This window comes from Cupriavidus sp. 01L45, assembly GCF_056399885.1.
Map to the genome: position 1 here is coordinate 29,519 of NZ_JBFTSG010000021.1, position 23,327 is coordinate 52,845.

Sequence of the window (23,327 nt, forward strand, 5' to 3'; positions counted from 1 at the left end):
CTGGAATGATCAATGGGCGGAGGCACCAACGCTGGTCGGGATCGGCGCATCCACCGCGGGCTTGCCGATGATGGTTCGCGCCACGTTGTAGGCCATCAGCAACATGCCGGACAGGAAACACAGGCCACCCAGCAAGCGGATCAGGTAGAACGGGTACTTGGCCTTGACCGCTTCCACGAAGGCATAGGTGAGCGTGCCGTCGGGCTGCGTGGCCCGCCACATCAAGCCTTCCATCACGCCTGCGATCCACATCGAGGCGATATACAGGACCACGCCGATGGTGGCGATCCAGAAGTGCAGTTCGATCAGCCGCACGCTGTACATCTCCTTCTCGCCAAACAGACGCGGGATCAGGTAATAGAGCGAGCCGATCGAAATCATCGCGACCCAGCCCAGCGCACCGGAGTGCACGTGGCCGATGGTCCAGTCCGTGTAGTGCGACAGCGCGTTGACAGTCTTGATCGACATCATCGAGCCCTCGAAGGTCGCCATGCCGTAGAAGGACAGCGCCACCACCAGGAACTTGAGGATGGGATCGGTGCGCAGCTTGTGCCAGGCACCCGACAAGGTCATGATGCCGTTGATCATGCCGCCCCAAGAAGGCGCCAGCAGGATCAGCGAGAACACCATGCCGAGCGACTGCGCCCAGTCGGGCAGCGCGGTGTACTGCAGGTGGTGGGGGCCGGCCCACATATAGGTGAAGTTCAGCGCCCAGAAGTGAACGATCGACAGGCGGTAGGAGTAGATCGGGCGGCCGGCCTGCTTGGGAATGAAGTAATACATCATGCCCAGGAAGCTGGTGGTCAGGAAAAAGCCCACCGCGTTATGGCCGTACCACCACTGCACCATGGCGTCCTGCACGCCGGCATAGGCCGAGTAGGACTTCCACATCGTCACAGGCATCTCGACGTTGTTGACGATGTGCAATATGGCGATGGTCAGGATGTAAGCGCCGAAGAACCAGTTGGCCACGTAGATATGGCGGGTCYTGCGCTTCATGATGGTGCCGAAGAACACGATGGCGTAAGCCACCCAGACCAGCGTGATCAGGATGTCGATCGGCCATTCGAGTTCGGCGTATTCCTTCGAGCTGGTGAAGCCCATCGGCAGCGTGATGGCCGCGGCAACGATCACCAGTTGCCAGCCCCAGAACGTGAACGCGGCCAGCGGGCCGCAGAACAGCCGTGCCTGGCAGGTACGCTGCACGATGTAGTAGGAGGTGGCAAACAGCGCGCTGCCGCCAAACGCGAAAATGACGGCATTGGTATGCAGCGGACGCAGGCGCCCGAAGGACAGCCATGGCGTGTTGAAGTTAAGCTCCGGCCAGATCAGCTGTGCTGCGAGCAGCACGCCGACGGCCATACCGACGATCCCCCAGACTACCGTCATGACGGCAAATTGCCGCACGACGCCGTAATTGAAGGTGTCGGCGCGAGAATACGCGGCGGTGACAGCCATTCAGACCCCCAGATTGGATAAATATGAATTGATGTTGTGACTGTAGGAAAACCGCGCTCCGGGCGTCTTGATCTGTATCAAGCGCACGGGAAAGCATGGGAACTAAGGCGCAACGGCGTCTCGCATCCGCACGCATGCGCGTCGCGCGTGGGCGAGGACAGCCATTCTTGCCGCGGCAAGCGGCGGCGAAAAAGGGGGATCTCCATGCGGGGCGGAGCGCGGCCGCGATGGATCAGGGCTTGTCGTTATCGAGCAGGATGGCCTCGCCGGGCCGGTCGAGGTCGTCATATTGCCCGGCATGCAGCGCCCACCAAAGCGCGCCGGCGATCACGGCCACCAGCACCAGGCTCATCGGCACCAGCAGGTAGAGCATGTCCATGTGTCAGTCTCCGGGCTTGCCCGAGCGCAGCAGGCGCCAGGCGTTGGCCACCACCAGCAGCGACGACACCGACATGCCGATGCCCGCCATCCAGGCGGTGACATAGCCGGTCGCAGCCAGCGGGATGGCGATCACGTTGTAGGCAAAGGCCCAGCCGAGATTCTGGCGCACCACGCGGCGGGTGCGGCGAGCCATCTCCAGCGCGTTCGCGATCTCGGCCACACGGCCATGGGTCAGCACGGCATCGGCGCCGGCCTGCGCCAGCGGGGCGCCGCTGCCGATGGCGATCGAAACCTGCGCCTGCGCCAGTACCGGCGCATCGTTGATGCCGTCGCCCACCGCCAGCACAACCGCACCGGCACGCTGCAGGTTCGCCACATACTCGCGCTTGCCTTCGGGCGTGACGCCGCCCTCGCGGCGCGCGATCTGGAAATGATCGGCCCACCAGCCGACCGTGGCCGGCGTGTCGCCTGACACCAGGTGGCAGGTCACGCCGAGCGCACGCAATGCAGCAAGCAATCGCGCCGACTGCGCGCGTTCAATGTCGGCGAGCACGAACACAGCCTGCGCGCCCTTCGCACTACCCAGCCACACCAGGGTGGCGCCGCTGCGCTCGCTGGCTGCCAGCGCGGTGGAGATACCTTCACGGTCCGTGCTTGCGCTCGTGCCCAGCGCGGTAACAAACTCGCGCCGGCCCAAGCGGTAACGCTGCCCGTCCACTTCAGCCTCCAGGCCCTGCCCCGGTACATTGCGCATGGCACTGACGGCGTGCGCGCCGCAGGCGAGTCCCTGAGCCTGCGCTGCCTCGACGATGCCCCGCGCGATGGGATGCTCGCCGGAACGTTCCATGGCCGCGGCCAGTTGCAGGCTGGCATCGGCGCTGGCGTCGCCCAGGGCCAGGATTTCGGTCAGCGCGAAACGGCCTTCCGTGAGCGTGCCCGTCTTGTCGAGCATCACGTCGGTAACGGCAGCGAGCGTTTCCAGCGCGTGACCGCGCGTCAGCAGCAGCCCGCGGCGCGAAAGCGCCGCCCCGGCGGCGGCCAGCGCGGCGGGCGTGGCCAGCGAGAGCGCGCACGGGCAGCTGACCACCAGCACCGCCACCGTCACCAGCAGCGCGCGCGACGGGTCGATCCAGGCCCACCAGACCGCCCCGGCAAGGGCGGCAAGCACCAGCAATATGCCGACGAACCATCCGGCAACACGGTCGGCCACTGTGGCCAGGCGCGGCTTCTCCGCCAGCGCGCGGTCCAGTACGGCGACGATCTCGGCCAGCCGGGTCGCCGCGCCTACCTTCGACACGCGCAGCTCAAGCGGACTGGTGGTATTGAAGCAACCCGCCAATACCGGATCGCCGATACCACGCGGCACCGGACGGCTCTCGCCGGTCAGCATGGATTCGTCCAGCTCACTGGCGCCAGCAACAACGGTCGCATCGGCCGGAACCACCTCGCCAGCCTTGACGCGGATCAGGTCACCTGCACGCAAGCGCGCCACCGGCACCCGCTCGCCCGCCCCGCCTTCGGCCCGCAGGCGTTCGCAGGTGGCAGGCAACTGCCGTGCGAGCATCTCGGCGCCGCTGCGCGATGCCTGGCGCACGCGCAGTTCCAGGTATCGCGCCAGCAGCAGGAATGCGACGAACATGGTGACCGAGTCGAAGTAGACCTCGCCAGTGCCGCGCAGCGTGGCCACCGTACTGGCAAGGAAGCCCGCGCCGACGCCGATCGCCACGGGCACGTCCATGCCCAGATGGCGCTGCCTCAGGCTGCGCCATGCCCCGGCGAAGATTGGCGAAGCCGAGTACAGCACCACGGGCAAGGTCAGCACCAGGCTGGCCCAGCGCATCAACTGCAACTGGCCGGGATCGATGGTGGCTTCATGGGTGTAGATAGGCCATGCGTACATCATCACCTGCATCATGCCCAGCATGGCTACCGCCATGCGCATCAGCAGGCCACGGCGTGCGTGGCGATCCTGCCGGTCGGAGCGTGAGACCTCGAACGGCCACGCCAGGTAGCCGATGCCGGCCAGTGCCGCGAGCAAGGCGGAAACCGGCTGCTCGGCGGCGCGCCAGCGCACCACCACGCGGCGGGTCGCCACATTGGCAATCACCGATTCCACGCCAGGCAGGCTGCCGAGGTGCTGCTCGATCAGCCAGGCACAGGCCGCGCAACGGATGTTCTCCGGCGCCAGCGTGATCTCGGCACGGCGTTCGTCGAGCGGGCGCACGAACTGCGTCCGCAATTCCTCGGTGTCGTAGGCGGCCCACACGGGCTCGGCCTCGCGCCGCGCCGCCTCGTCGATGGGGCGGGCAAAACGGGCTTGGTCGCCATAAAGATGCCCGAACCCGGCGGCGTGCAGGGTCTGCGCCAAGGCCTGGCAGCCGCCGCAGCAGAAGGATTGGTCCTTGCCGTCGATGCTGGCACGCAGGGAGGGCTCGGCGGCTGAAAGCGGCTGTCCACAGTGAAAGCAGCCTTCCTGCACGACGGCCGTCGGCGCGCCGCTTGCGCGTGCAAGCGGCGAATTGGGCAGATCGGGCAGGGAATAAGCAGGAGAAGGCGGCATCGGGGCTCTTTTTTACCAACTGCATGGTAAGAGCCCAGGCTGCAAGCCGCCTTGATACAGATCAAGCGTGCGGTGGGATGGCCGCCTCAGGTCAGCGAGGTGTCGACAGTACGGCGCGGCGCTTCGAGATATTCGCGCGACTGCATCTCGATAATGCGCGAGACCGTGCGGCTGAACTCATTGGCCATCTGACCTTCCGTATAAAGCTCATCGGCAGGCACTTCCGCGGAGATCAGCAGCTTTACCTTGTGATCATAGAAGACGTCGATCAGCCAGGTGAAACGCCGTGCTTCCGAGGACATGCGCGGCGTCATCTTCGGCACATCGGAGAGAATCACCGTGTGGAACTCGGTGGCCAGTTCGAGATAGTCGTTCTGCGAGCGCGGGCCGCCGCACAGCGTATTGAAATCGAACCAGACCGCCCCGCCCGCCTTGCGCAGCGCACGCAGTTCGCGATGCTCGATATGCAGGATGGGCGACTCGTCGGCCACACCGGCAATGCTGGTGAATGCGTGACGCAGCGCCGAACTGGCTTCGGGCCCCAGCGGCGTGTGATAGGCATCGACCTGTTCCAGCGCACGCTTGCGATAGTCGATGCCGGCATCCACGTTGAGCACATCGAGCTTCTGTTGCAGCAGTGCGATTGCCGGCAGCACACGGTCACGGTGCAGCCCGTCCGGATACAGCAGGTCGGGCCGGTAGTTGGAGGTCATCACGAACTGCACGCCGTTCTCGAACAGCTGCTGCAGCAGGCGGTGCAGGATCATCGCGTCGGCCACATCGCTGACGTGGAATTCGTCGAAGCAGATCAGGCGGAAACGCCGTGCAATCCGCTTGGCCAGTTCGTCCAGCGGGTCCGGGCGGCCACGCAGCTCTTCCAACTGGCGGTGGACCTCGCGCATGAATTCGTGGAAGTGCAGCCGCGTCTTGCGCACCACCGGCACGCAGGTATAGAAGCTGTCCATCAGGAAGGACTTGCCGCGCCCCACCCCACCCCACAGGTAGACGCCCTTGGGCACGTCCGGGTGCACCAGCAGCTTCTTCAGCGTGCTGTTGCGCCGGCTCTTGTACGCCACCCACTCGTCGTAGCACTGCTGCAGCCGGTCGACGGCGCGCAGCTGCGCCTCGTCGGAGGTGTAGCCACGTTGCTTCAGTTCCTGCTCGTAGTACTCACGGACGTTCATGCTGACTGCTTGCGCTGGATGCCGGGAGGCTCCGGCTTGAATGAGGATCGGGACGCCTGACAAGGCAAATAGCCCCTGTCGCCCCGAAAGCGAAAACGGCGCGCCGCTGGAGCGGCGCGCCGGTACTCAACAATACGAAGGCTTGTGCCTTACATATTGAGCTGGCGCTTGTCCACGGCGAGTGCGGCTTCGCGCATGACTTCCGACATCGACGGATGCGGATGGCAGGTGCGGCCGATATCTTCGCTGGCGGCCTTGAACTCCATCGCCACCACGGCTTCGGCGATCAGGTCCGACGCGTTCGCGGCAACCACATGCACGCCCAGGATCTCATCGGTCTTGGCATCGGCCAGCATTTTGACGAAGCCATCCGAATGACCCATGCCCAGCGCACGGCCGTTGGCCATGAACGGGAACTGGCCGGACTTGTACTCGCGGCCCTCGGCCTTGAGCTGCTGCTCGGTCTTGCCCACCCATGCGATTTCCGGGAAGGTGTAGATCACCCACGGAATGCAGTTGTAGTCGATGTGCGGCTTCTGGCCGGCGATGCGCTCGGCAACCGCCACGCCTTCGTCCTCGGCCTTGTGCGCGAGCATCGGGCCACGCACCACGTCACCGATGGCCCACAGGCCCGGCACCTTGGTGGCGCAGTGGTCGTCCACCTCGATAAAGCCGCGCTGGTCGGCAGCCAGGCCGATGGCGTCCAAACCGAGGTTATCGGTGTTGGGCACGCGGCCGACCGACACGATCAGGCGATCGACTTCCAGCGTCTGAGCAGCGCCGTCCTTGTCGGTGTAGCTGACAGTGACGTTGTCCTTGCCGGTCTTGACTTCCTTGACCGTCACGCCCAGGCTGAACTTCAGGCCCTGCTTGGTCAGCAGCTTCTGCGCTTCCTTCGCCACGCCTTCGTCGGCGGCGCCCAGGAAGGCCGGCAGCGCTTCCAGCACGGTGACTTCGGCACCCAGGCGGCGCCATACCGAACCCAGCTCGAGGCCGATCACGCCGGCACCRATCACACCCAGCTTCTTCGGCACGCCGGAGAACTTGAGCGCGCCTTCGTTATCGCTGACCAGCACGTTGTCCACCGCGACGCCCGGCAGGTGACGCGCCTTGGAGCCCGTGGCGATGATGACCTGCTTGGCCGTCACGACTTCGGCGCCGGCCTTGCCGGCGATCTCGACCTGGAAGCCCTCGGCGGTCTTGCCGACGAACTTGCCGTAGCCCTTGAGCAGCGTGACCTTGTTCTTGCGGAACAGGAACTCGATGCCCTTGGTCATCTTGCCGACGATATCGTCCTTGCGCTTGAGCATCTTGGCCACGTCGACCTTGACGTCGCCAACCGTGATGCCGTGGTCGCCCAGGTGATGCTGCACGTTCTCGAATTCTTCCGAGGAGGCCAGCATTGCCTTGGAGGGGATGCAACCCACGTTCAGGCAGGTGCCTCCCAGGCGCGGTTCGTCCTTGGGATCGTCGTAGGCATTGCCTTCGCAGCAGGCCACGTTCAGGCCCAGCTGGCCGGCACGGATGGCGGCGATGTAGCCGCCGGGGCCGGCACCGATGACCAGCACGTCGAATTGTTTGCTCATGGAGATTCCTTTTGCAGCCCGGGCCGGGGCAACATCGCCCGCCAGGCCGCCTTCAACTCTTCGGTCCGTCATGCCCGCCCGCGCCGCGTATATCTGCGGGCATGGCGGGCAAGACCTCAGTCAATGCGGATGATTACAGGTCCAGCAGCAGGCGGGCCGGATCTTCCAGCGCATCCTTCATGGCGACCAGGCCCAGGACGGCTTCCCGGCCGTCGATGATGCGGTGGTCGTAGGACATGGCGAGGTAGTTCATCGGACGGATCACGATCTGGCCGTCTTCCACCACCGCGCGGTCCTTGGTGGCGTGCACGCCCAGGATGGCCGACTGCGGGGGGTTGATGATCGGGGTCGACAGCATCGAACCGAAGGTGCCGCCATTGGAGATCGAGAACGTACCGCCGGTCAGCTCTTCCAGGGACAGCTTGCCGTCACGGGCCTTCACGCCGAATTCGGCGATCTTCTTCTCGATGTCCGCCAGGCTCATCTGGTCTGCGTTGCGCAGGATGGGCACCACCAGGCCGCGCGGCGAGCCCACCGCGATACCGATGTCGAAATAGCCGTGGTAGACGATGTCATTGCCGTCGATCGAAGCGTTGATCAGCGGGAACTTCTTCAGCGCATGCACCGCGGCCTTGACGAAGAAGGACATGAAACCCAGCTTGACGCCGTGTTCCTTCTCGAAGCGGTCCTTGTATTTGGCGCGCAGGTCCATCACCGGCTTCATGTTCACTTCATTGAAGGTGGTGAGGATGGCGTTGGTGGATTGCGATTGCAGCAGGCGCTCGGCAATACGGGCGCGCAGGCGACTCATCGGCACACGCTCTTCCGGACGGTCGCCCAATGCGGCGAAGTCCACCGGGGCGGAAACCTGCTGCAGCGCCGGCCTGGCGGCGGCCGGAGCCGGAGCGGCCTTGGCGGCAGGCGCGGCGGCCGGAGCCGAGGTCGCGGCCAGCACGTCGCCCTTGGTGATGCGGCCATCCTTGCCCGTGCCAGCGACCTGGCCGGCCGACAGGCCACCTTCGGCCATCAGCTTGGCTGCCGAAGGCATGGCAACGGCGCCGGCTGCGGCGGGCGCAGCGGCGGCCGGTGCGGCAGCGGCAGCAGCGGCGGGCGCCGGTGCGGCAGCAGCCGGTGCGGCGGCGCCAGCGGTGGCTTCGGTGTCGATCTTGGCGATCACTTCGTCGGCGACCACGGTGTCGCCATCGTTGCGGATGATTTGCGACAGCACGCCGGCCGACGGGGCGGGCACTTCGAGCACGACTTTGTCGGTCTCGATTTCAATCAGGATTTCGTCTTGGGCAACCGCTTCGCCCGGCTTCTTCTTCCAGTTCAGCATGGTTGCTTCTGCAACCGATTCAGAGAGTTGCGGAACCTTGACGTCAACAATAGCCATGGTTGGAATTTCCTTGATGTATTCGTTTTTGCTTAAGGCAGGTGGCAAAAAACATGGCGGTGCGCGCTCTTCGCGCGCGCCGCCATGCTGGCCACGATCATTTGGTCAGGACAAAGCCCTTGAGCTTGGAGAACGCCGCATCCAGCAGCGCCTTTTGTTGCTCGTTGTGCTTGGCGTAGTAGCCCACCGCCGGCGATGCCGAGGCGGGACGACCTGCGTAACCGAGCTTCTGGCCTTCCGCCATGTTTTCCATGATGAAATGCTGGACGAAGAACCAGGCACCCTGGTTCTGCGGCTCGTCCTGGCACCACACGATTTCGTTGGCGTTCGGGTACTTCTTCAGCTCGGCTGCCACTGCCTTGTGCGGGAACGGATACAGCTGTTCCATGCGGATGACGGCCGTGTCGGTAGCGCCGCGTTCCTTGCGGGTGTTGACCAGGTCGTAGTAGACCTTGCCCGAGCACATGATCACGCGCTTGACCTTGCTGGCGTTCAGTTCTTCGTGATCGGGGATGACCGTCTCGAAGTGACCCTTGGCCAGGTCGGACAGTGGCGAGACCGCATCCTTGTTACGCAGCAGCGACTTCGGCGTCATGATCACCAGCGGCTTGCGGAACAGACGGATCATCTGGCGGCGCAGCAGGTGGAAGATCTGGGCCGGCGTGGTCGGCTGGCAGACCTGCATGTTGTGGTCCGCGCACAGCTGCAGGAAGCGCTCGATGCGCGCCGAGCTGTGTTCCGGACCCTGGCCTTCATAGCCGTGCGGCAGCATCAGGGTCAGGCCCGAGGCGCGGCCCCACTTCACTTCGCCGGAGGAGATGAACTGGTCGATCACCACCTGGGCGCCGTTGACGAAGTCGCCGAACTGGGCTTCCCAGATCACCAGCGCGTTCGGCTCGGCCGTGGAGAAGCCATATTCGAAGCCGAGCACGGCCTCTTCCGACAGCACCGAGTCGATCACCGTGAACGGTGCCTGGTTTTCCGACACGTTCTGCAGCGGCACGTAGCTGCCGGCATCCCAGCGCTCGCGGTTCTGGTCATGCAGGACCGAGTGGCGGTGCGTGAACGTACCGCGGCCTGCATCCTGGCCGGTGATGCGCACCGGGTAGCCCGAAGCCACCAGCGACGCGAAGGCCAGGTGCTCGCCCATGCCCCAGTCGAGCGCCTGGTCGCCGCGGCCCATGTTGGCGCGATCCTTGACAACCTTCTCGACCAGCGGGTGCAACTTGAGGTGCTCGGGGATGGCGGTAATGCGTTCGGCCAGGCGCTTGAGCTCGGTCACCGGCACGGCGGTGTCGGCGGCGTCGGTCCACTTGCGGTTCAGGAACGGCATCCAGTCCACGGCGAACTTGTTCTTGAAGTTCGACAGGACGGGGTCGACCGTGTGCTTGCCCGCATCCATGGCGGCGCGGTATTCCTTGACCAGTTGATCGCCGAAGTCAGCGGGCACCAGGTTTTGCGCAGCCAGCTTGTCAGCGTACAGCTTGCGCGTGCCCGGGTGCTGGGCGATCTTCTTGTACATCAGCGGCTGGGTAACGGCCGGGGTGTCCTGCTCGTTGTGGCCCAGCTTGCGGAAGCAGATGATGTCGACCACGACATCCTTCTTGAATTCCATGCGGAATTCCACCGCCAGCTGCATGGCGAACACCACGGCTTCGGCATCGTCGCCGTTCACGTGCAGCACCGGTGCCTCGATCATCTTGACGACGTCGGTGCAATACAGCGTGGAGCGCGAGTCGCGCGGGTCCGAGGTGGTGAAGCCGATCTGGTTGTTGATCACGATGTGCATCGTGCCGCCCGTGCCGTAGCCGCGGGTCTGAGCCAGGTTCAGCGTTTCCATCACCACGCCCTGGCCTGCGAAGGCCGCGTCGCCGTGCACTTGCACCGGCAGCACTTCCGCATGGCCTGCGGGTTCGCCGCGGCGTTCCTGGCGGGCCTTGACCGAGCCTTCCACGACCGGGTTGACGATTTCCAGGTGGGAAGGATTGAAGGCGAGCGACAGGTGGATCGGGCCGCCTTCGGTGGAGACGTCGCTGGAGAAGCCCTTGTGGTACTTCACGTCGCCGGCCGGCAGGTCGTCGACGTGCTTGCCCTCGAATTCGGCGAACAGGTCAGCCGGCATCTTGCCCAGCGTATTGACCAGCACGTTCAGGCGGCCGCGGTGGGCCATGCCGATGACGATTTCCTGCACGCCCTTGCTGCCGCTGTGCTGGATCAGTTCGTCCATGGCGGCGATGAAGCTTTCACCGCCTTCGAGCGAGAAGCGCTTCTGGCCAACGTACTTGGTGTGGAGGAAACGCTCCAGGCCTTCGGCCGCCGTGAGGCGGTCGAGGATATGCTTTTTCTTCTCGAGCGTGAACACCGGCTTGGAACGCGTGGTTTCCAGACGCTCTTGCCACCAGCGCTTTTGCGCCTGGTCGCTGATGTACATGAACTCGGCGCCGATGCTGCTGCAATAGGTTTCGCGCAGGTTGTTGAGCAGCTCGCGCAGGCTCATCGATTCCTTGCCGAAATACGTATTGCTGGCGTTGAAGACGATATCGAGATCGCTTTCCGAGAAGCCGTAGAAGGCCGGATCGAGATCCGGCAGGGGCGGACGTTCCTGGCGCTTGAGCGGATCCAGGTCAGCCCAGTGCGAACCGATGTTGCGGTAAGCGGCGATCAGCTGCGTGGCAGCGACGCGCTTGCGCCCCATATCGGAGTCGGCCGAAGCAACAATTGTCTTGATCGGGCCCGCCTTGGCGCGCTCTGCGAACGAGGCGACGATGGGAGCGTGGGGGATATCGCGGGCGTTGGAGCCATCGACAGCCGGCACGTTCTGCATCGCGTCGAAGTACGCGCGCCAGTTATCGGGAACCGAGGAGGGATTTTCGAGGTAGGCCTCGTACAGCTCTTCTACATAGGGGGCATTGCCGCCGAAGAGGTACGAATTGCTCTGATACTGCTGCATCATGGGGCGCTCACTATTATCCGGGAATGCCGGAATAAAGCGGGTTTATCAACCTTCCGCGACACGGCTTGACCGGTTAGCGGATTGCAAACAACTCTTTAGGGGCAGCAACCGAAACATATTCATGCATCATTATGCAAACGGCACCACAGCGGGTGCCGAACTGTTCAGTCGCCCTGAAAGGGTCAGTTGTGCGTGGAAGGACCTAAGTCTTCACTCGCATAAGGATAGCACGTTTGACACATAAGCCGGGGGAATTTTGCCTCACGGCCCTTTTGCGGGCGTGCCACGTTGCGTAGAGGCCAATGCACGCAGCCAGCAAGGCAGCAGGGCCTGCCGGTTCGATAGCATGGACAGGAAACCAAAACCAATGGAGCGCTCGGTGTATTTCTCGAAATATCTACGCCAATCCGGCGCGAACGGCAGCCAATAATGCCAGCTCCCACCATCAACGCCGCCGCACCGAGCGCCGGCCCCGCCACATGGCGGGCAGACCTGGTGGCCGGGCTAGCCATCGCCGGTCTGTTGCTCCCCGAAGCCGTGGCCTATTCCGGTATTGCCGGACTGCCGCCGCAAGYCGGCGTGATCGCGCTCTTCGCCGGCCTGTTGGTCTACGGCGTGCTTGGCAGCAGCCGCTTTGCCATTGTCTCGGCCACGTCATCGTCGGCAGCGGTGCTGCTGGCTGCCACCACCGCTGCGGCAGAAGGTGACATGGGACTGCGCATCGCGCTTGGCACCGCGGTCATCCTGCTGGCGGGGGTGTTGTTCCTGCTGGCGTCGCTGGCGCGCCTGGGGGCGATTTCCAGCCTGATCGCCAAGCCCGTGCTGCGCGGCTTTGCATTGGGGCTGGCGCTGACCATCGTGCTTAAGCAATGCCCGAAGATCCTGGACATTCATCCGGCGCATGGCGACTTCCTGCGCCTGGCCTGGGAACTGCTCGCCGGATGGCGCCACTGGAACCTGGCAGGCGCGGCGGTGGCCCTGGTGGCGCTGGCGCTGCTGCACGTGTTCGCGCGCTGGCGCGCCATGCCGGGCGCGCTGCTGGTCATCGCCGCCGGCATCGTGCTCGATCTCAGCGGCTGGACCCAGGCGCACGGCGTGGCGGCCGTCGGCAACATCGCCTTGCAGTTCTCGGCGCCGCGGGTGCCGGAACTGACCCCGACCGACTGGATGCGAGTGGGCGAGCTGGCGGCCGCGCTGGCGCTGATCCTCTACGCCGAAAGCTACGGCTCGATCCGCACCTTTGCCATGCGCCATGGCGATATCGTCTCCCCAAACCGCGACCTAGCGGCACTGGGGCTAGCCAATCTCGCCTCGGGGCTGTTCCAGGGCATGCCGGTGGGTGCGGGTTTTTCCGCCACCTCGGCCAACGAAGCGGCCGGCGCGCAAAGCCGCCGCGCCGGCCTGGTTGCCGGCACGGTGGTCTTTGCCGCTGTGTGCACGCTGCTCCCCTGGATCTCGCACACGCCGGAGCCGGTACTCGCGGCCATCGTGATCCGCGCGGTCGGGCATAGCCTCAATCCGGGCAGCCTCAAGCCGTATTTCGACTGGCGGCGCGACCGGCTGGTCGCGCTGACCGCCTTTGCCGGCGTGCTGTTGCTGGGTGTGCTGCATGGGCTGCTGCTGGCGATCGGGGTCAGCCTGGCGATGCTGCTGCAACGCTTGTCGCGCCCGCAGGTTACGTGGCTGGGCCGCTGGGCCGATAGCCACGACTTCGTCGACATGGCGCGCCACCCCGAGGCCACCGCGCCCAAGGGACTGCTGATCGCGCGCCCGGAAGTCCCGCTGTTCTTCGGCAATATCGATAGCGTGCTTGGCACCGTGCGCCAGGCACTGGCGCACGAGCACCCCCAGTATGGCCTGGTGCTAAGCCTCGAAGAATCGTCGGATCTCGACGGCACCGTCCTGGAAGCCCTGGGCGAACTGGCGGTGTTTGCGAAGGCACACGGCATACCGCTGCGGCTCGCGCGGGTCAAGGACGAGGTGCGCGACCTGCTGGCCCACGCGCGCAACCCGGCCCTGCCCGAAGAAATGTGGCGCGGCTGGAGCGTGGACGACGCGGTCCGCGACGCGCTGGCGCAACCTGCATGAACAGGCGATGCGCCCGCGCCTGGCGGACTAGCCCTGGCGCGGCGCGATCAGGTCGACCGCGTCGGTAATCAGCGCGTCGAGCCCCCAGCCAAGCAGTTCAGTCGCGCGCTCCGGGTCATTGACCGTATAGCAGGCCACCCTGAAGCCGGCCGCATGGGCGGCCCGGATGACCTCGGCACTGAGTTCGCGATGATTGGCATCGAGCGCCACGCAGTCCAGACGGCGCAGCCGCTCCAGCCAGTCGGGTGGCAGCTTGTCGAGCAGCAGCGCGCGCGGCAGGCCCGGCGCGGCCCGACGGGCCGCCTCCAGCGACTCTTCCGAGAACGACGACAACAGCGGCTGGGTGTCGCTGCCAGCCCACAGCGCCTGGGCATCGAGGGCCACGGCGGCGCCGGTACGCCATTCCGCGCCCGGCACCGGCTTGATCTCGATATTGACCATGAACCCGTTGGCGCGCGTATAGCGGGCAATCGCCGCCAGCGTGGGAACCGGCTCCCCGGCATAGGCCGGGCTATGCCAGCTGCCCGCGTCCAGCATGGCAATCTCACCCAGGGTCAGCGCATCGGCGCGACCCTGGCCGTTGGTGGTGCGGTCGAGCGTAGCGTCGTGCAGCAACACCGGCCGCCCGTCGCCCGACAGCTTCACATCGAACTCGAACATGCGATAGCCGAACGACGCGCCGTGGCGGAAGGCCGCCAGGGTGTTCTCGGGCGCCAGCTTGCCGGCGCCCCGGTGGGCGATATGGCGCGGATAGGGCCAGGCGGCTTGGGTCATGTCAGGCCTCGATGCGTTTGCCCGAATCGGCGTCGAAGAAGTGCAGGTGCTCGGCCGTGGCCGTAATCGGCAGGCGATCGCCGCCGCGCACCGGCATGTTGCTGTCCAGCCGCACCACGACCGGCTGGCCACCCAGCGTGCCGTAGGCAAAGGAATCGGCACCCAGCGCTTCCACCAGACGAACCTCGATTTCGGCAATCGCATCGTGCGCCGCGCACGGCTCGATATGCTCGGGACGCAGGCCAAGCAGCGCGCGCTGAGGCAGGTGCAGGCCCATCGGCAGGTGGCCGAGGGTGGCGGCTTGCCCTTGGGCGCCCTCCTTCTGCTCCACACGCATCTGCGCCTCGCCCTGCCCGCCATTGGTCCGCGCAACCGGCACGAGGTTCATCGGCGGCGAGCCGATGAAGCTGGCGACGAACGTGCTGGCGGGGCGCGCATAGACTTCCAGCGGCGTGCCGATCTGTTCCACGCGCCCGCCGTTGAGCACCATCATGCGGTCGGCCAGCGTCATGGCCTCGACCTGGTCGTGCGTCACATACATGCTGGTGGTACGCAGGCGCCGATGCAGTTCCTTCAGTTCCAGGCGCATCTGCACCCGCAGCTTGGCGTCGAGGTTGGACAGCGGTTCGTCGAACAGGAACACGGCAGGCTCGCGCACGATCGCGCGGCCCATGGCCACGCGCTGGCGCTGGCCGCCCGACAAGGCGCGCGGCTTGCGCTCCAGCAGCGGCGCCAGCTCGAGAATGCCCGCGGCATGCTTGACGCGCTGCTCGATCTCGCTCTTTGCCATGCCACGTATCTTCAAGCCATAAGCCATGTTGTCGTACACGCTCATATGCGGATAGAGCGCGTAGTTCTGGAACACCATGGCGATGTCCCGCTCGGCGGGTTCGAGGTTATTGACGATCTTCTCGCCAATATGCACCTCCCCGCCACTGATGGCTTCAAGCCCGGCCACCATGCGCAACAGCGTGGATTTGCCGCAGCCCGACGGGCCGACAATGACGATGAACTCGCCATCGTTGATTTCCATATCGATGCCGTGCACAACCTTGACGTTGCCGGCGTAGGTCTTCTGTACGTTGCGAAGCGACAGTTTTGCCATTGCTATTCTTTCTCGCTGGGCAAGCGTGGCGGGCGCGCCAACCAGTGGGCACACCCCGCCCCGCCCGCTTATTTTTCGGTTTCGACCAGGCCCTTGACGAACCACTTCTGCATCAGCACCACCACGATCGCGGGCGGCACCATGGCCAGCATCACGGTGGCCATCACCAGGTTCCAGTCGGTGGCTGCGTCTCCGGAGCGGGAGATCATCTGCGTCACGCCCACCACCACCGGCGTCATCGACTTCTGCGTGGTGATCAGGAGCGGCCACAGGTACTGGTTCCAGCCGTAGATGAACTGGATCACGAACAGCGCCGCGATGCTGGTCTTGGACAGCGGCAGCACCACGTCCTTGAAGAAGCGCAGCGGCCCGGCACCGTCGATGCGCGCGGCCTCGGCCAACTCGTCCGGGATGGTCAGGAAGAACTGGCGGAACAGGAAGGTCGCGGTGGCCGAGGCGATGATCGGGATGGTCAGGCCAAAGTAGCTATCCAGCATGCCCAGGTCCGACACTACCTTGTAGGTCGGCAGGATCCGCACTTCCACCGGCAGCATCAGCGTGATGAAGATCATCCAGAAGAAGGTCTTGCGCAGCGGGAACTTGAAGTACACCACCGCGAAGGCCGAGATGATCGAAATCGCGATCTTGCCCAGCGAAATGCCCAGCGCCATGATCAGGCTGTTGAACATCATGCTGGAGACGGGGGAAGCGGACTCGCCCACGCCCCTGAACAGTACGGTGCGATAGTTCTCGAAGAAATGGCCGCCGGGGATCAGCGTCATCGGTGCGTCAAGCACCTGCTCCGCCGTCAGCGTGGAGGCCACGAAGGTGATATAGACCGGAAACGCCACTACCAGGATGCCGAGGATCAGCACCGCATGCGTGAGGAAATCCAGAAAGGGTCGTCGTTCTACCATGTTTGCGCCCGCCTGATCAGTATTGAACCTTGCGTTCCACGTAGCGGAACTGCACCACCGTGAGCGCGATCACGATCACCATCAGCACCACCGACTGCGCTGCCGAGCCACCGATGTCCATGCCGCGGAAACCGTCGTGGAACACCTTGTAGACCAGCGTGTTGGTGGAGTTGAACGGACCACCGTGCGTCACCGAGTCGATGATGGCGAAGGTATCGAAGAACGCGTACACCACGTTGATCACCATCAGGAAGAAGGTGGTCGGCGACAGCAGCGGAAAGATGATCGACCAGAAACGGCGCCACGGCCCCGCGCCGTCGATGGCGGCAGCCTCGATCAGCGACTTTGGAATGCTCTGCAGGCCCGCCAGGAAGAACAGGAAGTTGTAGCTGATCTGTTTCCACGCCGCCACCAGGATCACCAGGGTGAGAGCCTGCTGTCCGTTGAGCAGGAAGTTCCAGTCCATGCCCAGCGCGCGCAGCGCGTACGACACCACGCCCAGGCTGGGGTTGAACAGGAACATCCACAGCACGCCCGCCACTGCCGGCGCCACGGCATAGGGCCAGATCAGCAGCATCTTGTAGGCCATCGCGCCACGCAGCACGCGGTCGGCGAAATACGCCAGCACGAGCGCGAAGGAGAGCCCCACCAGCGTGACGCCCACGGCGAATACGCCGGTAATGCGGAAGGACTCCAGGTAGAGCGGATCATTCCACAGCGTGCGGAAGTTCTCCAGCCCGACAAAGTCCAGGTTGATGCCGAACGCGTCCTGCTGCAGCACGGACTGGTACAGGGCCTGGCCCGCGGGCCAGAAGAAGAAGATGAGCGTGATGGCGATCTGCGGAAAAACCAGCAGATAAGGCAGCCATCGCGATCGGAAGACAACCCGTTTTTCCATGGGCAATTGTCCAACGGATGCCGCGCGAAGCGGCATCAAACCAGATCACAGCGCGAGTCCGCGAAGCGGCGCGCCAACCAATCGGCGCATTGGCCGGGACGCACCCTTGCGGGAACGCCCCGGCCAATGCGCCGGGCCAACAAAAACGGGCGGGATACTGCCCCGCCCGTTTTGCGGCAAAACAGGCCTAGCTTACTCGCGCGCGGTCTTCTGGAAACGCTCGAGCAGATCGTTGCCGCGCTTGACGGCGGTATCGAGGGCTTCCTGGGGCTGCTTCTTGCCTGCCCAGACCGCTTCGAGTTCCTCGTCAACCACGGTACGGATCTGCACCAGGTTGCCGAGGCGCACGCCGCGCGACTTGTCGGTGGTTTTGACCACCATCTGCTCCACGGACACGTCGGCGCCCGGGTTCTTGTCATAGTAGCCGGACTTCTTGGTCAGCTCGTAGGCCGCCATGGTGACCGGCAGGTAGCCGGTAGCCTGGTGCCAGTCGGACTGGATTTCCGGACGCGACAGGTAGGTGAAGAACTTGGCCACGCCCTTGTACTCCTCGGCCTTCTTGCCGCCCATCACCCACAGCGAAGCGCCGCCGATGATGGTGTTCTGCGGGGCGCCCGGCACGTCCGCGTAGTACGGCAGCTGCGATACGCCGAAGGCGAACTTGGCATTCTTGCGGATATTGGCCAGCGAAGCCGACGAACCGGTGAACATCGCGCATTCGCCGTTATAGAACTTGGCCTGCGATTCCGACTTGCGCCCGCCGTAGCTGAAGTAGCCCTTCTTCACCATTTCCTGCAGGTTGGCGATGTGCTTGACATGCAGCGGGCTGTTGAAGACCAGGCGCGCATCGGTGCCGCCGAAGCCGTTGTTCTTGGTGGCGAACAGCGTGTTGTGCCAGGCCGAGAAGCTCTCCAGGTGCACCCAGCCCTGCCAGTCGGTGGTGTACGCGCACTGGCCGCCGGAGGCCTTGATCTTGGCCGAGTACTGCATCACTTCGGGCCAGGTCTTGGGCGGCTTGCTGGCGTCCAGGCCGGCCTTCTTGAAGGCGTCCTTGTTGTAATAGAAGACCGTGGTCGAACTATTGAACGGGAAGGACAGCATCTCGCCCTTGGACGAGGTGTAGTAGCCGGCGACGGCGGGGATGTAGATCTTCTGGTCGAATTTCTCCCCCGCATCCTTCATCACGGTGGATACCGGCTTGATGGCCCCCTTGGCGCTCATCATGGTCGCGGTGCCCACTTCGAAGACCTGCAGGATGGCAGGCTGCGTACCGGCGCGGAAGGCGGCGATGCCCGCTGCCATGGTCTCGTCGTAGTTGCCTTTATTGACCGGCACGATCTTGTAGTCGGACTGGCTGGCGTTGAACTTGTCGGCGATCTCGTTCACCTTGTCATTCAGCGCGCCCTGCATGGCATGCCACCATTGGATCTCCACAGCGGCGTGGGCGGTCCCGGCCCCGGCCAGCGCGGCAAAGGCCGCAATCTTCAGCACGGTACGTTGGAAGGTCATCGACAGCTCCTAGTTTTGTTTTCTCAGTACGGACAAAAATCGTCCGACTGTATGCAGTTTTTGTGACAGCCGGATGTTACCCCGCCGTGTCGGATTGGAAAACCGGGCATTTCTACTAAATTACAATAATATGACAACGATTTATCGACAGCTTGACAGGGTAAAATCTTGCGCTATGCAAGCCATCCACACCCTTCCCGCTCCGGCGCTGCGCCGCGTTCGCGGCGTACTGACCGATATCGACGGCACCATCACCACCGACGGCAGGCTGCCGGCGGCCACCTACCTTGCGCTGGACCAGCTCAAGCGAGCCGGCCTCCATGTCATCCCGGTGACCGGCCGCTGCATTGCCTGGGCCGAGATCCTGACCCGGCTCTGGCCAGTGGACGCCATCATTGGCGAAAACGGTGCCTTTTACTCCCACCTGCGCGCGGGGAAGCTCGTGACCCGCTACCTGGACGACTCCGCTACCCGGGCCGATAACCTGGCGCGCATCCATGCCCTGGGCGCACGCATCGTGCAAGAGGTGCCGGGCTGCGCGCTGGCCTCCGACCAGGCCTGGCACGCCGCCGACCTGGCCATCGACCATGCCGAGGACGTGGCGCCACTACCCCCGGCAGCGGTCGACCGCGTTGTCAGCCTGATGCGCGAAGCCGGCATGACCGCTACCGTCAGTTCGATCCATGTCAATGGATGGTTCGGGGAGCACGACAAGCTGAGCATGAGCCAGTTGTGCGCTGCGGAATTGCTGGGCGCCGACCTCGATGCCGAACGCGACGAGTGGCTGTTTATCGGCGACTCGGCCAACGATGCGAGCATGTTCGCCCATTTCCCCTTGTCGGTCGGGGTCGCCAATATCCGCGACATCCTGCCGCAACTGCCGGCCAAGCCCGCCTACATTACCGAGGCGGCTTGCGGCGAGGGTTTTGCCGAGATGGCAGCGTTGCTGCTGGCCGCGCGCGACTGAGCGCGGCGACGAAAGGCGACGGCGGCAAGCCACCATCAAAAAAAACAGCCGGGACAAGCCCGGCTGTTTTTTTGTGCCCCGCAGCAACCCACTACCTGCTTCAATCGAAGCCCAGTTCCTGCAGCTTGCGGGTAATGGTGTTGCGGCCGATGCCCAGGCGGGTTGCCGCCTCGACACGGCGCCCACGCGTCACGCCCAGGGCCGCCTCCAGCACCGCCTTCTCGAAGCGCCGCGTGAGCGCATCCATCACCTCCGGCTGGCCAGACTCCAGCATGGCGCGGGCCTCCCCTGCCAGCAGGTGCTCCCAGCCGGCAATCGCGCTCGCGGCAGCAGTGCGGTTCGCGTAGGCCTGCGCGGAATCGGCCTCCGCGCCCATGCCGGCAGGCGCGGCGCCATAGTCGACGGCGTCGTGGCCCTCGGCGTCGTCCGCCCTGCCCTCGGCGCGTGGCTCCGCCATGCGCGGCACACCGGCATGGCTGCCCTGCGGCGTGCCCGTGCCGATCATCTCGCGCGGCATGTCCTTGACCTCGATGGTCTGCGCCGGCGCCATCACGGTCAGCCAGTTGCACAGGTTCTCGAGCTGGCGGACGTTGCCGGGGAATGGCAGCGTGCTGACATAGACCAGGGCCTCGTCCGACATGCGCTTGGGCTCGACGCCTAGTTCCTTGGCGCTCTTCTGCAGGAAATGACGGGCCAGCAGCGTAATGTCTTCCGGCCGCTCGCGCAGCGGTGGCAGGCGCAGCCGGATCACGTTGAGGCGGTGGAACAAATCCTCGCGGAACAGCCCTTCCTTGACGCGCGTTTCCAGGTTCTGGTGGGTGGCGGCAATCACGCGCACATTGGCGCGCAGCGGATTGTGCCCCCCCACGCGGTAGAAGTTGCCATCCGACAGCACACGCAGCAGGCGCGTTTGCAGGTCGAACGGCATATCGCCGATTTCGTCGAGGAACAGCGTGCCGCCCTCGGCCTGCTCGAAGCGGCCGCGGCGCATGGTCTGCGCGCCGGTGAAGGCGCCGCGCTCATGGCCGAACAATTCCGACTCGAGCAGATCCTTGGGGATGGCCGCGGTATTGAGCGCGATAAAGGGCCCATTGGCGCGCGGGCTGTGCTTGTGCAGCGCCTGCGCCACCAGTTCCTTGCCGGTGCCGGACTCACCGGTGATCAGCACCGTCACGTTCGACTGCGACAGGCGGCCGATGGCGCGGAACACATCCTGCATGGCCGGCGCCTGCCCGAGAATCTCGGGCGCGTCGACCAGGCGGTCTTCCAGCTCCTCCTCGCGCAGGCTTTCCTGCAGCGCGCGGCGGATCAGCTCGACCGCCTTGTCGACGTCGAACGGCTTGGCCAGATACTCGAAGGCCCCGCCCTGGAAAGCGGCTACCGCGCTGTCCAGGTCGGAGTAGGCCGTCATCACGATGACGGGCAGCCCCGGGTGCCGGGCCTTGAGCGCTTGCAGCAAATCCAGGCCCGAGCCTCCCGGCATGCGGATGTCGGAGATCAGGACTTGCGGCTCGTCATCTTCCAGCGCGGCCAGTACGTCGCGCACGTTGGTGAAGCTGCGCGAAAGCAGGCTTTCACGGGCGAGGGCCTTTTCCAGGACCCAGCGGATTGATTGATCGTCGTCGACTATCCAGATCGGCTTCATGTGCGTCGCTTGTCTGCTCGGTGTCATTTGGTCTTCCGTGAACCTGGCCGCACACCGCCGGCAAGCCGGTCGGCAGCAATCATTGGGGCAGTTCCAATTGCTGTCGCCGATGCGCTCAATGCAGGGGCAGCAGGATACGGAAGTCGGTACAGCCGGGCCGGCTCTCACATTCGATCAAGCCCTCGTGCTGCTGCACGAAGGTTTGAGCGAGTGTGAGACCGAGGCCGCTGCCGCCATCCCTACCCGACACCAGCGGGTAGAAGATGCGTTCGCGAATATCCTCGGGGATGCCCGGACCGTTATCGATGACATGCAAGTCCAATGCCAGCTTGAACAAACGCTTGGCAATTGTTACCTGGCGGGCCACCCTGGTACGCAGGATGATCTGCGCATCGCCGCGCGCGACGCGCTCGGYGAGCGCCTGGGCGGCGTTGTGGACGATGTTGAGCACGGCCTGGATCAACTGTTCCATGTCGCCGCGCAAGTCGGGCAGGCTCGCGTCGTAGTCGCGCACGATATCCAGCCCGGAGGGGAATTCGGCCAGCACCACCGAGCGCACGCGCTCCAGCACCTCGTGGATATTGAGGTCGGACACGATATGCGGATGGCGGTGCGGCTCCAGCAGGCGGTCCACCAAAGTCTGCAGGCGATCCGACTCCTTGATGATGACCTGCGTGTATTCGCGCAGCGAACGATCGGGCAACTCGAACTCAAGCAGTTGCGCCGCGCCGCGGATGCCGCCCAGCGGGTTCTTGATCTCGTGGGCGAGATTGCGGATCAATTCCTTGTTGGCCGAGGTCAGGTCGAGGATGCGCTCCTCGCGGTCGCTGCGCACCTTTTGCTCGTTGGGCAGCACCTCCACCACCACGGCGTCGGAATTGGCGTCCAGCGCCCCGATGACGACATGGGCGTGCATGGGCTCCTGCAACGGCGGATGCAGCACCACGTCTTGCCGGCGGGCATCGAACTGCCGCGAAATCACGGTCTCTATCATGCTGGCCAGCTCTTCCGAGCTACCAAACAGGTCCGCGAGCGACAGCTCCACCATGGCCTTGCGCGACACCGCGAAACTCGCCTCGGCCGCGGGATTGGCATAGACGATGCGCAGGCCGGGCTGGCGCACCAGCAACACGGGGTTGGCCACGACGTCCAGCCCCTGGTGGTAGGACACATCGCCCAGGGGCAGCACCACGGCCTCTCCTTCGGGCGGGGTACCGGCTCCGGCCGAGGCTACCTTGCGCGAGACGCTGCGAATCAGGCGGCGCATGACACTAGTCCTTCAAGTTGGAGAGTTCGCGCCGCAGTGAAGCGGCATTGGCCTCACCGCGCGCAATGTCGTCGCGTAGCGCGGCGGTGCGGTCGAGATACCTCTGGTAGTTGCGTTCATTGCCCTGGCGCTCGGGCTGGCCGTTGTTGTACTCGGCGCGCAGCGCGGCCAGCTTGGCCTCTTCGCTTTGCAGCTCCTGGTCGAGTACGGCGCGGCGCTCGCCATCGCGGCTTTTCTGGGTCGCGCTGTCGACTCGCGGAAACGCCGCGGGCGCCACGGCAGGGCCGGCGCCCTTGCCCGCCGCAGGGGCATTCACGCGCCCGCCCGGCACGGTCATCACCTCGGGCAGGCTGAGCCGCTTGCAGCCCTTGCCGCCGTTGCCGTTCCGGTATTCCGGCACCCCGTTGGGGCCGGTGCAGACATAGATTTCCGACTGGGCCGGGGCCGGGCGGCTCCAGCACAGCAGGGCCAGCGCCAGCATGGCGCAAACGGCTGCCGATGCGTGCATGCGGGCACCGAAGCGGTGCACCGGGTGGAGCGAGGGGGGCGGGAATTCGAGCGCGTCCATTGACATCAGCAGGGATGGTGGGAAAGGAGCCCCATTCTAGCGATCAAACCAGCGAACAAAACAAAAAGGGACAG

General features: G+C 64.8%; 17 protein-coding genes. 2 read left to right on the forward strand and 15 right to left on the reverse strand.

Annotated features, from left to right (window positions below; genetic code table 11):
• Positions 1-9 precede the first annotated feature (9 nt).
• From ccoN to AC1DT6_RS16350, 7 genes are all read right to left on the reverse strand, one after another.
• Positions 10-1,458, reverse strand: coding sequence for a cytochrome-c oxidase, cbb3-type subunit I (gene ccoN / locus AC1DT6_RS16320; protein WP_477114782.1), 1,449 nt, complete (start codon positions 1,456-1,458; stop codon positions 10-12).
• 232 nt (positions 1,459-1,690) lie between these two features.
• On the reverse strand, positions 1,691-1,837 hold the full coding sequence (gene ccoS, locus AC1DT6_RS16325; RefSeq protein WP_006162067.1) for a cbb3-type cytochrome oxidase assembly protein CcoS: 147 nt from the start codon (positions 1,835-1,837) through the stop codon (positions 1,691-1,693).
• A gap of 3 nt (positions 1,838-1,840) precedes the next feature.
• A complete protein-coding gene (locus AC1DT6_RS16330) occupies positions 1,841-4,399 on the reverse strand; it encodes a heavy metal translocating P-type ATPase (protein WP_477102920.1) in 2,559 nt (852 codons plus the stop codon).
• A gap of 86 nt (positions 4,400-4,485) precedes the next feature.
• Complete coding sequence (zapE, locus tag AC1DT6_RS16335) at positions 4,486-5,583, reverse strand: cell division protein ZapE (RefSeq protein ID WP_441632170.1); 1,098 nt, start codon at positions 5,581-5,583, stop codon at positions 4,486-4,488.
• Between the two features lie 149 nt (positions 5,584-5,732).
• Entirely contained in the window at positions 5,733-7,169 is a 1,437-nt protein-coding gene (lpdA, locus tag AC1DT6_RS16340) for a dihydrolipoyl dehydrogenase (RefSeq protein ID WP_477111422.1), read from the reverse strand.
• Positions 7,170-7,302: 133 nt separating this feature from the next.
• Positions 7,303-8,562: a 2-oxoglutarate dehydrogenase complex dihydrolipoyllysine-residue succinyltransferase gene (gene odhB, locus AC1DT6_RS16345; RefSeq protein WP_441632166.1), complete on the reverse strand. Its 1,260-nt coding sequence runs from the start codon at positions 8,560-8,562 to the stop codon at positions 7,303-7,305.
• Positions 8,563-8,659: 97 nt separating this feature from the next.
• Positions 8,660-11,515 carry a 2-oxoglutarate dehydrogenase E1 component gene (locus tag AC1DT6_RS16350; RefSeq protein ID WP_441632164.1) on the reverse strand — a complete coding sequence of 952 codons (2,856 nt, stop codon included), beginning with the start codon at positions 11,513-11,515 and terminating at the stop codon, positions 8,660-8,662.
• Positions 11,516-11,944: 429 nt separating this feature from the next.
• Between AC1DT6_RS16350 and AC1DT6_RS16355 the strand changes: the two genes are divergently transcribed.
• A complete protein-coding gene (locus AC1DT6_RS16355; protein WP_477114783.1) occupies positions 11,945-13,603 on the forward strand; it encodes a SulP family inorganic anion transporter in 1,659 nt (552 codons plus the stop codon).
• A 27-nt stretch (positions 13,604-13,630) separates the two neighbouring features.
• On the opposite strand, the gene ugpQ is transcribed toward AC1DT6_RS16355, so the two are convergent.
• The 5 genes from ugpQ to ugpB all read right to left on the reverse strand — a co-directional run bounded on the left by ugpQ (position 13,631) and on the right by ugpB (position 18,806).
• The gene (ugpQ, locus tag AC1DT6_RS16360) at positions 13,631-14,377 is read right to left on the reverse strand and encodes a glycerophosphodiester phosphodiesterase (RefSeq protein WP_441632160.1); all 747 of its coding nucleotides are present in this window, start codon (positions 14,375-14,377) and stop codon (positions 13,631-13,633) included.
• Between the two features lies 1 nt (position 14,378).
• Positions 14,379-15,482 (reverse strand): sn-glycerol-3-phosphate import ATP-binding protein UgpC, encoded by a 1,104-nt coding sequence (locus tag AC1DT6_RS16365; RefSeq protein ID WP_035867003.1) that lies wholly within the window; start codon positions 15,480-15,482, stop codon positions 14,379-14,381.
• 68 nt (positions 15,483-15,550) lie between these two features.
• Complete coding sequence (ugpE, locus tag AC1DT6_RS16370; protein WP_035867005.1) at positions 15,551-16,399, reverse strand: sn-glycerol-3-phosphate ABC transporter permease UgpE; 849 nt, start codon at positions 16,397-16,399, stop codon at positions 15,551-15,553.
• 16 nt (positions 16,400-16,415) lie between these two features.
• The gene (gene ugpA / locus AC1DT6_RS16375; RefSeq protein WP_276291302.1) at positions 16,416-17,297 is read right to left on the reverse strand and encodes a sn-glycerol-3-phosphate ABC transporter permease UgpA; all 882 of its coding nucleotides are present in this window, start codon (positions 17,295-17,297) and stop codon (positions 16,416-16,418) included.
• Positions 17,298-17,489: 192 nt separating this feature from the next.
• Entirely contained in the window at positions 17,490-18,806 is a 1,317-nt protein-coding gene (ugpB, locus tag AC1DT6_RS16380) for a sn-glycerol-3-phosphate ABC transporter substrate-binding protein UgpB (protein ID WP_035867008.1), read from the reverse strand.
• 175 nt (positions 18,807-18,981) lie between these two features.
• Between ugpB and AC1DT6_RS16385 the strand changes: the two genes are divergently transcribed.
• Positions 18,982-19,773: an HAD-IIB family hydrolase gene (locus AC1DT6_RS16385; protein ID WP_441632155.1), complete on the forward strand. Its 792-nt coding sequence runs from the start codon at positions 18,982-18,984 to the stop codon at positions 19,771-19,773.
• A 100-nt stretch (positions 19,774-19,873) separates the two neighbouring features.
• Here AC1DT6_RS16385 and ntrC read toward each other — a convergent pair whose 3' ends face one another.
• The 3 genes from ntrC to AC1DT6_RS16400 form a co-directional block, all read right to left on the reverse strand.
• A complete protein-coding gene (ntrC, locus tag AC1DT6_RS16390) occupies positions 19,874-21,418 on the reverse strand; it encodes a nitrogen regulation protein NR(I) (protein WP_441632153.1) in 1,545 nt (514 codons plus the stop codon).
• A gap of 115 nt (positions 21,419-21,533) precedes the next feature.
• Complete coding sequence (gene glnL / locus AC1DT6_RS16395; RefSeq protein ID WP_477114784.1) at positions 21,534-22,685, reverse strand: nitrogen regulation protein NR(II); 1,152 nt, start codon at positions 22,683-22,685, stop codon at positions 21,534-21,536.
• 4 nt (positions 22,686-22,689) lie between these two features.
• On the reverse strand, positions 22,690-23,253 hold the full coding sequence (locus AC1DT6_RS16400) for a DUF4124 domain-containing protein (protein ID WP_441632150.1): 564 nt from the start codon (positions 23,251-23,253) through the stop codon (positions 22,690-22,692).
• Positions 23,254-23,327 lie beyond the last annotated feature (74 nt).

Excerpts from the sequence above, each read along its gene's own strand:
- ccoS (WP_006162067.1), bottom strand. The coding sequence starts at position 1,837 with ATGGACATGCTCTACCTGCTGGTGCCGATGAGCCTGGTGCTGGTGGCC.
- AC1DT6_RS16330 (WP_477102920.1), bottom strand. The coding sequence starts at position 4,399 with ATGCCGCCTTCTCCTGCTTATTCCCTGCCCGATCTGCCCAATTCGCCG.
- zapE (WP_441632170.1), bottom strand. The coding sequence starts at position 5,583 with ATGAACGTCCGTGAGTACTACGAGCAGGAACTGAAGCAACGTGGCTAC.
- odhB (WP_441632166.1), bottom strand. The coding sequence starts at position 8,562 with ATGGCTATTGTTGACGTCAAGGTTCCGCAACTCTCTGAATCGGTTGCA.
- AC1DT6_RS16350 (WP_441632164.1), bottom strand. The coding sequence starts at position 11,515 with ATGATGCAGCAGTATCAGAGCAATTCGTACCTCTTCGGCGGCAATGCC.
- ugpQ (WP_441632160.1), bottom strand. The coding sequence starts at position 14,377 with ATGACCCAAGCCGCCTGGCCCTATCCGCGCCATATCGCCCACCGGGGC.
- AC1DT6_RS16365 (WP_035867003.1), bottom strand. The coding sequence starts at position 15,482 with ATGGCAAAACTGTCGCTTCGCAACGTACAGAAGACCTACGCCGGCAAC.
- ugpE (WP_035867005.1), bottom strand. The coding sequence starts at position 16,399 with ATGGTAGAACGACGACCCTTTCTGGATTTCCTCACGCATGCGGTGCTG.
- ugpA (WP_276291302.1), bottom strand. The coding sequence starts at position 17,297 with ATGGAAAAACGGGTTGTCTTCCGATCGCGATGGCTGCCTTATCTGCTG.
- ugpB (WP_035867008.1), bottom strand. The coding sequence starts at position 18,806 with ATGACCTTCCAACGTACCGTGCTGAAGATTGCGGCCTTTGCCGCGCTG.
- AC1DT6_RS16385 (WP_441632155.1), top strand. The coding sequence starts at position 18,982 with ATGCAAGCCATCCACACCCTTCCCGCTCCGGCGCTGCGCCGCGTTCGC.
- ntrC (WP_441632153.1), bottom strand. The coding sequence starts at position 21,418 with ATGAAGCCGATCTGGATAGTCGACGACGATCAATCAATCCGCTGGGTC.
- AC1DT6_RS16400 (WP_441632150.1), bottom strand. The coding sequence starts at position 23,253 with ATGGACGCGCTCGAATTCCCGCCCCCCTCGCTCCACCCGGTGCACCGC.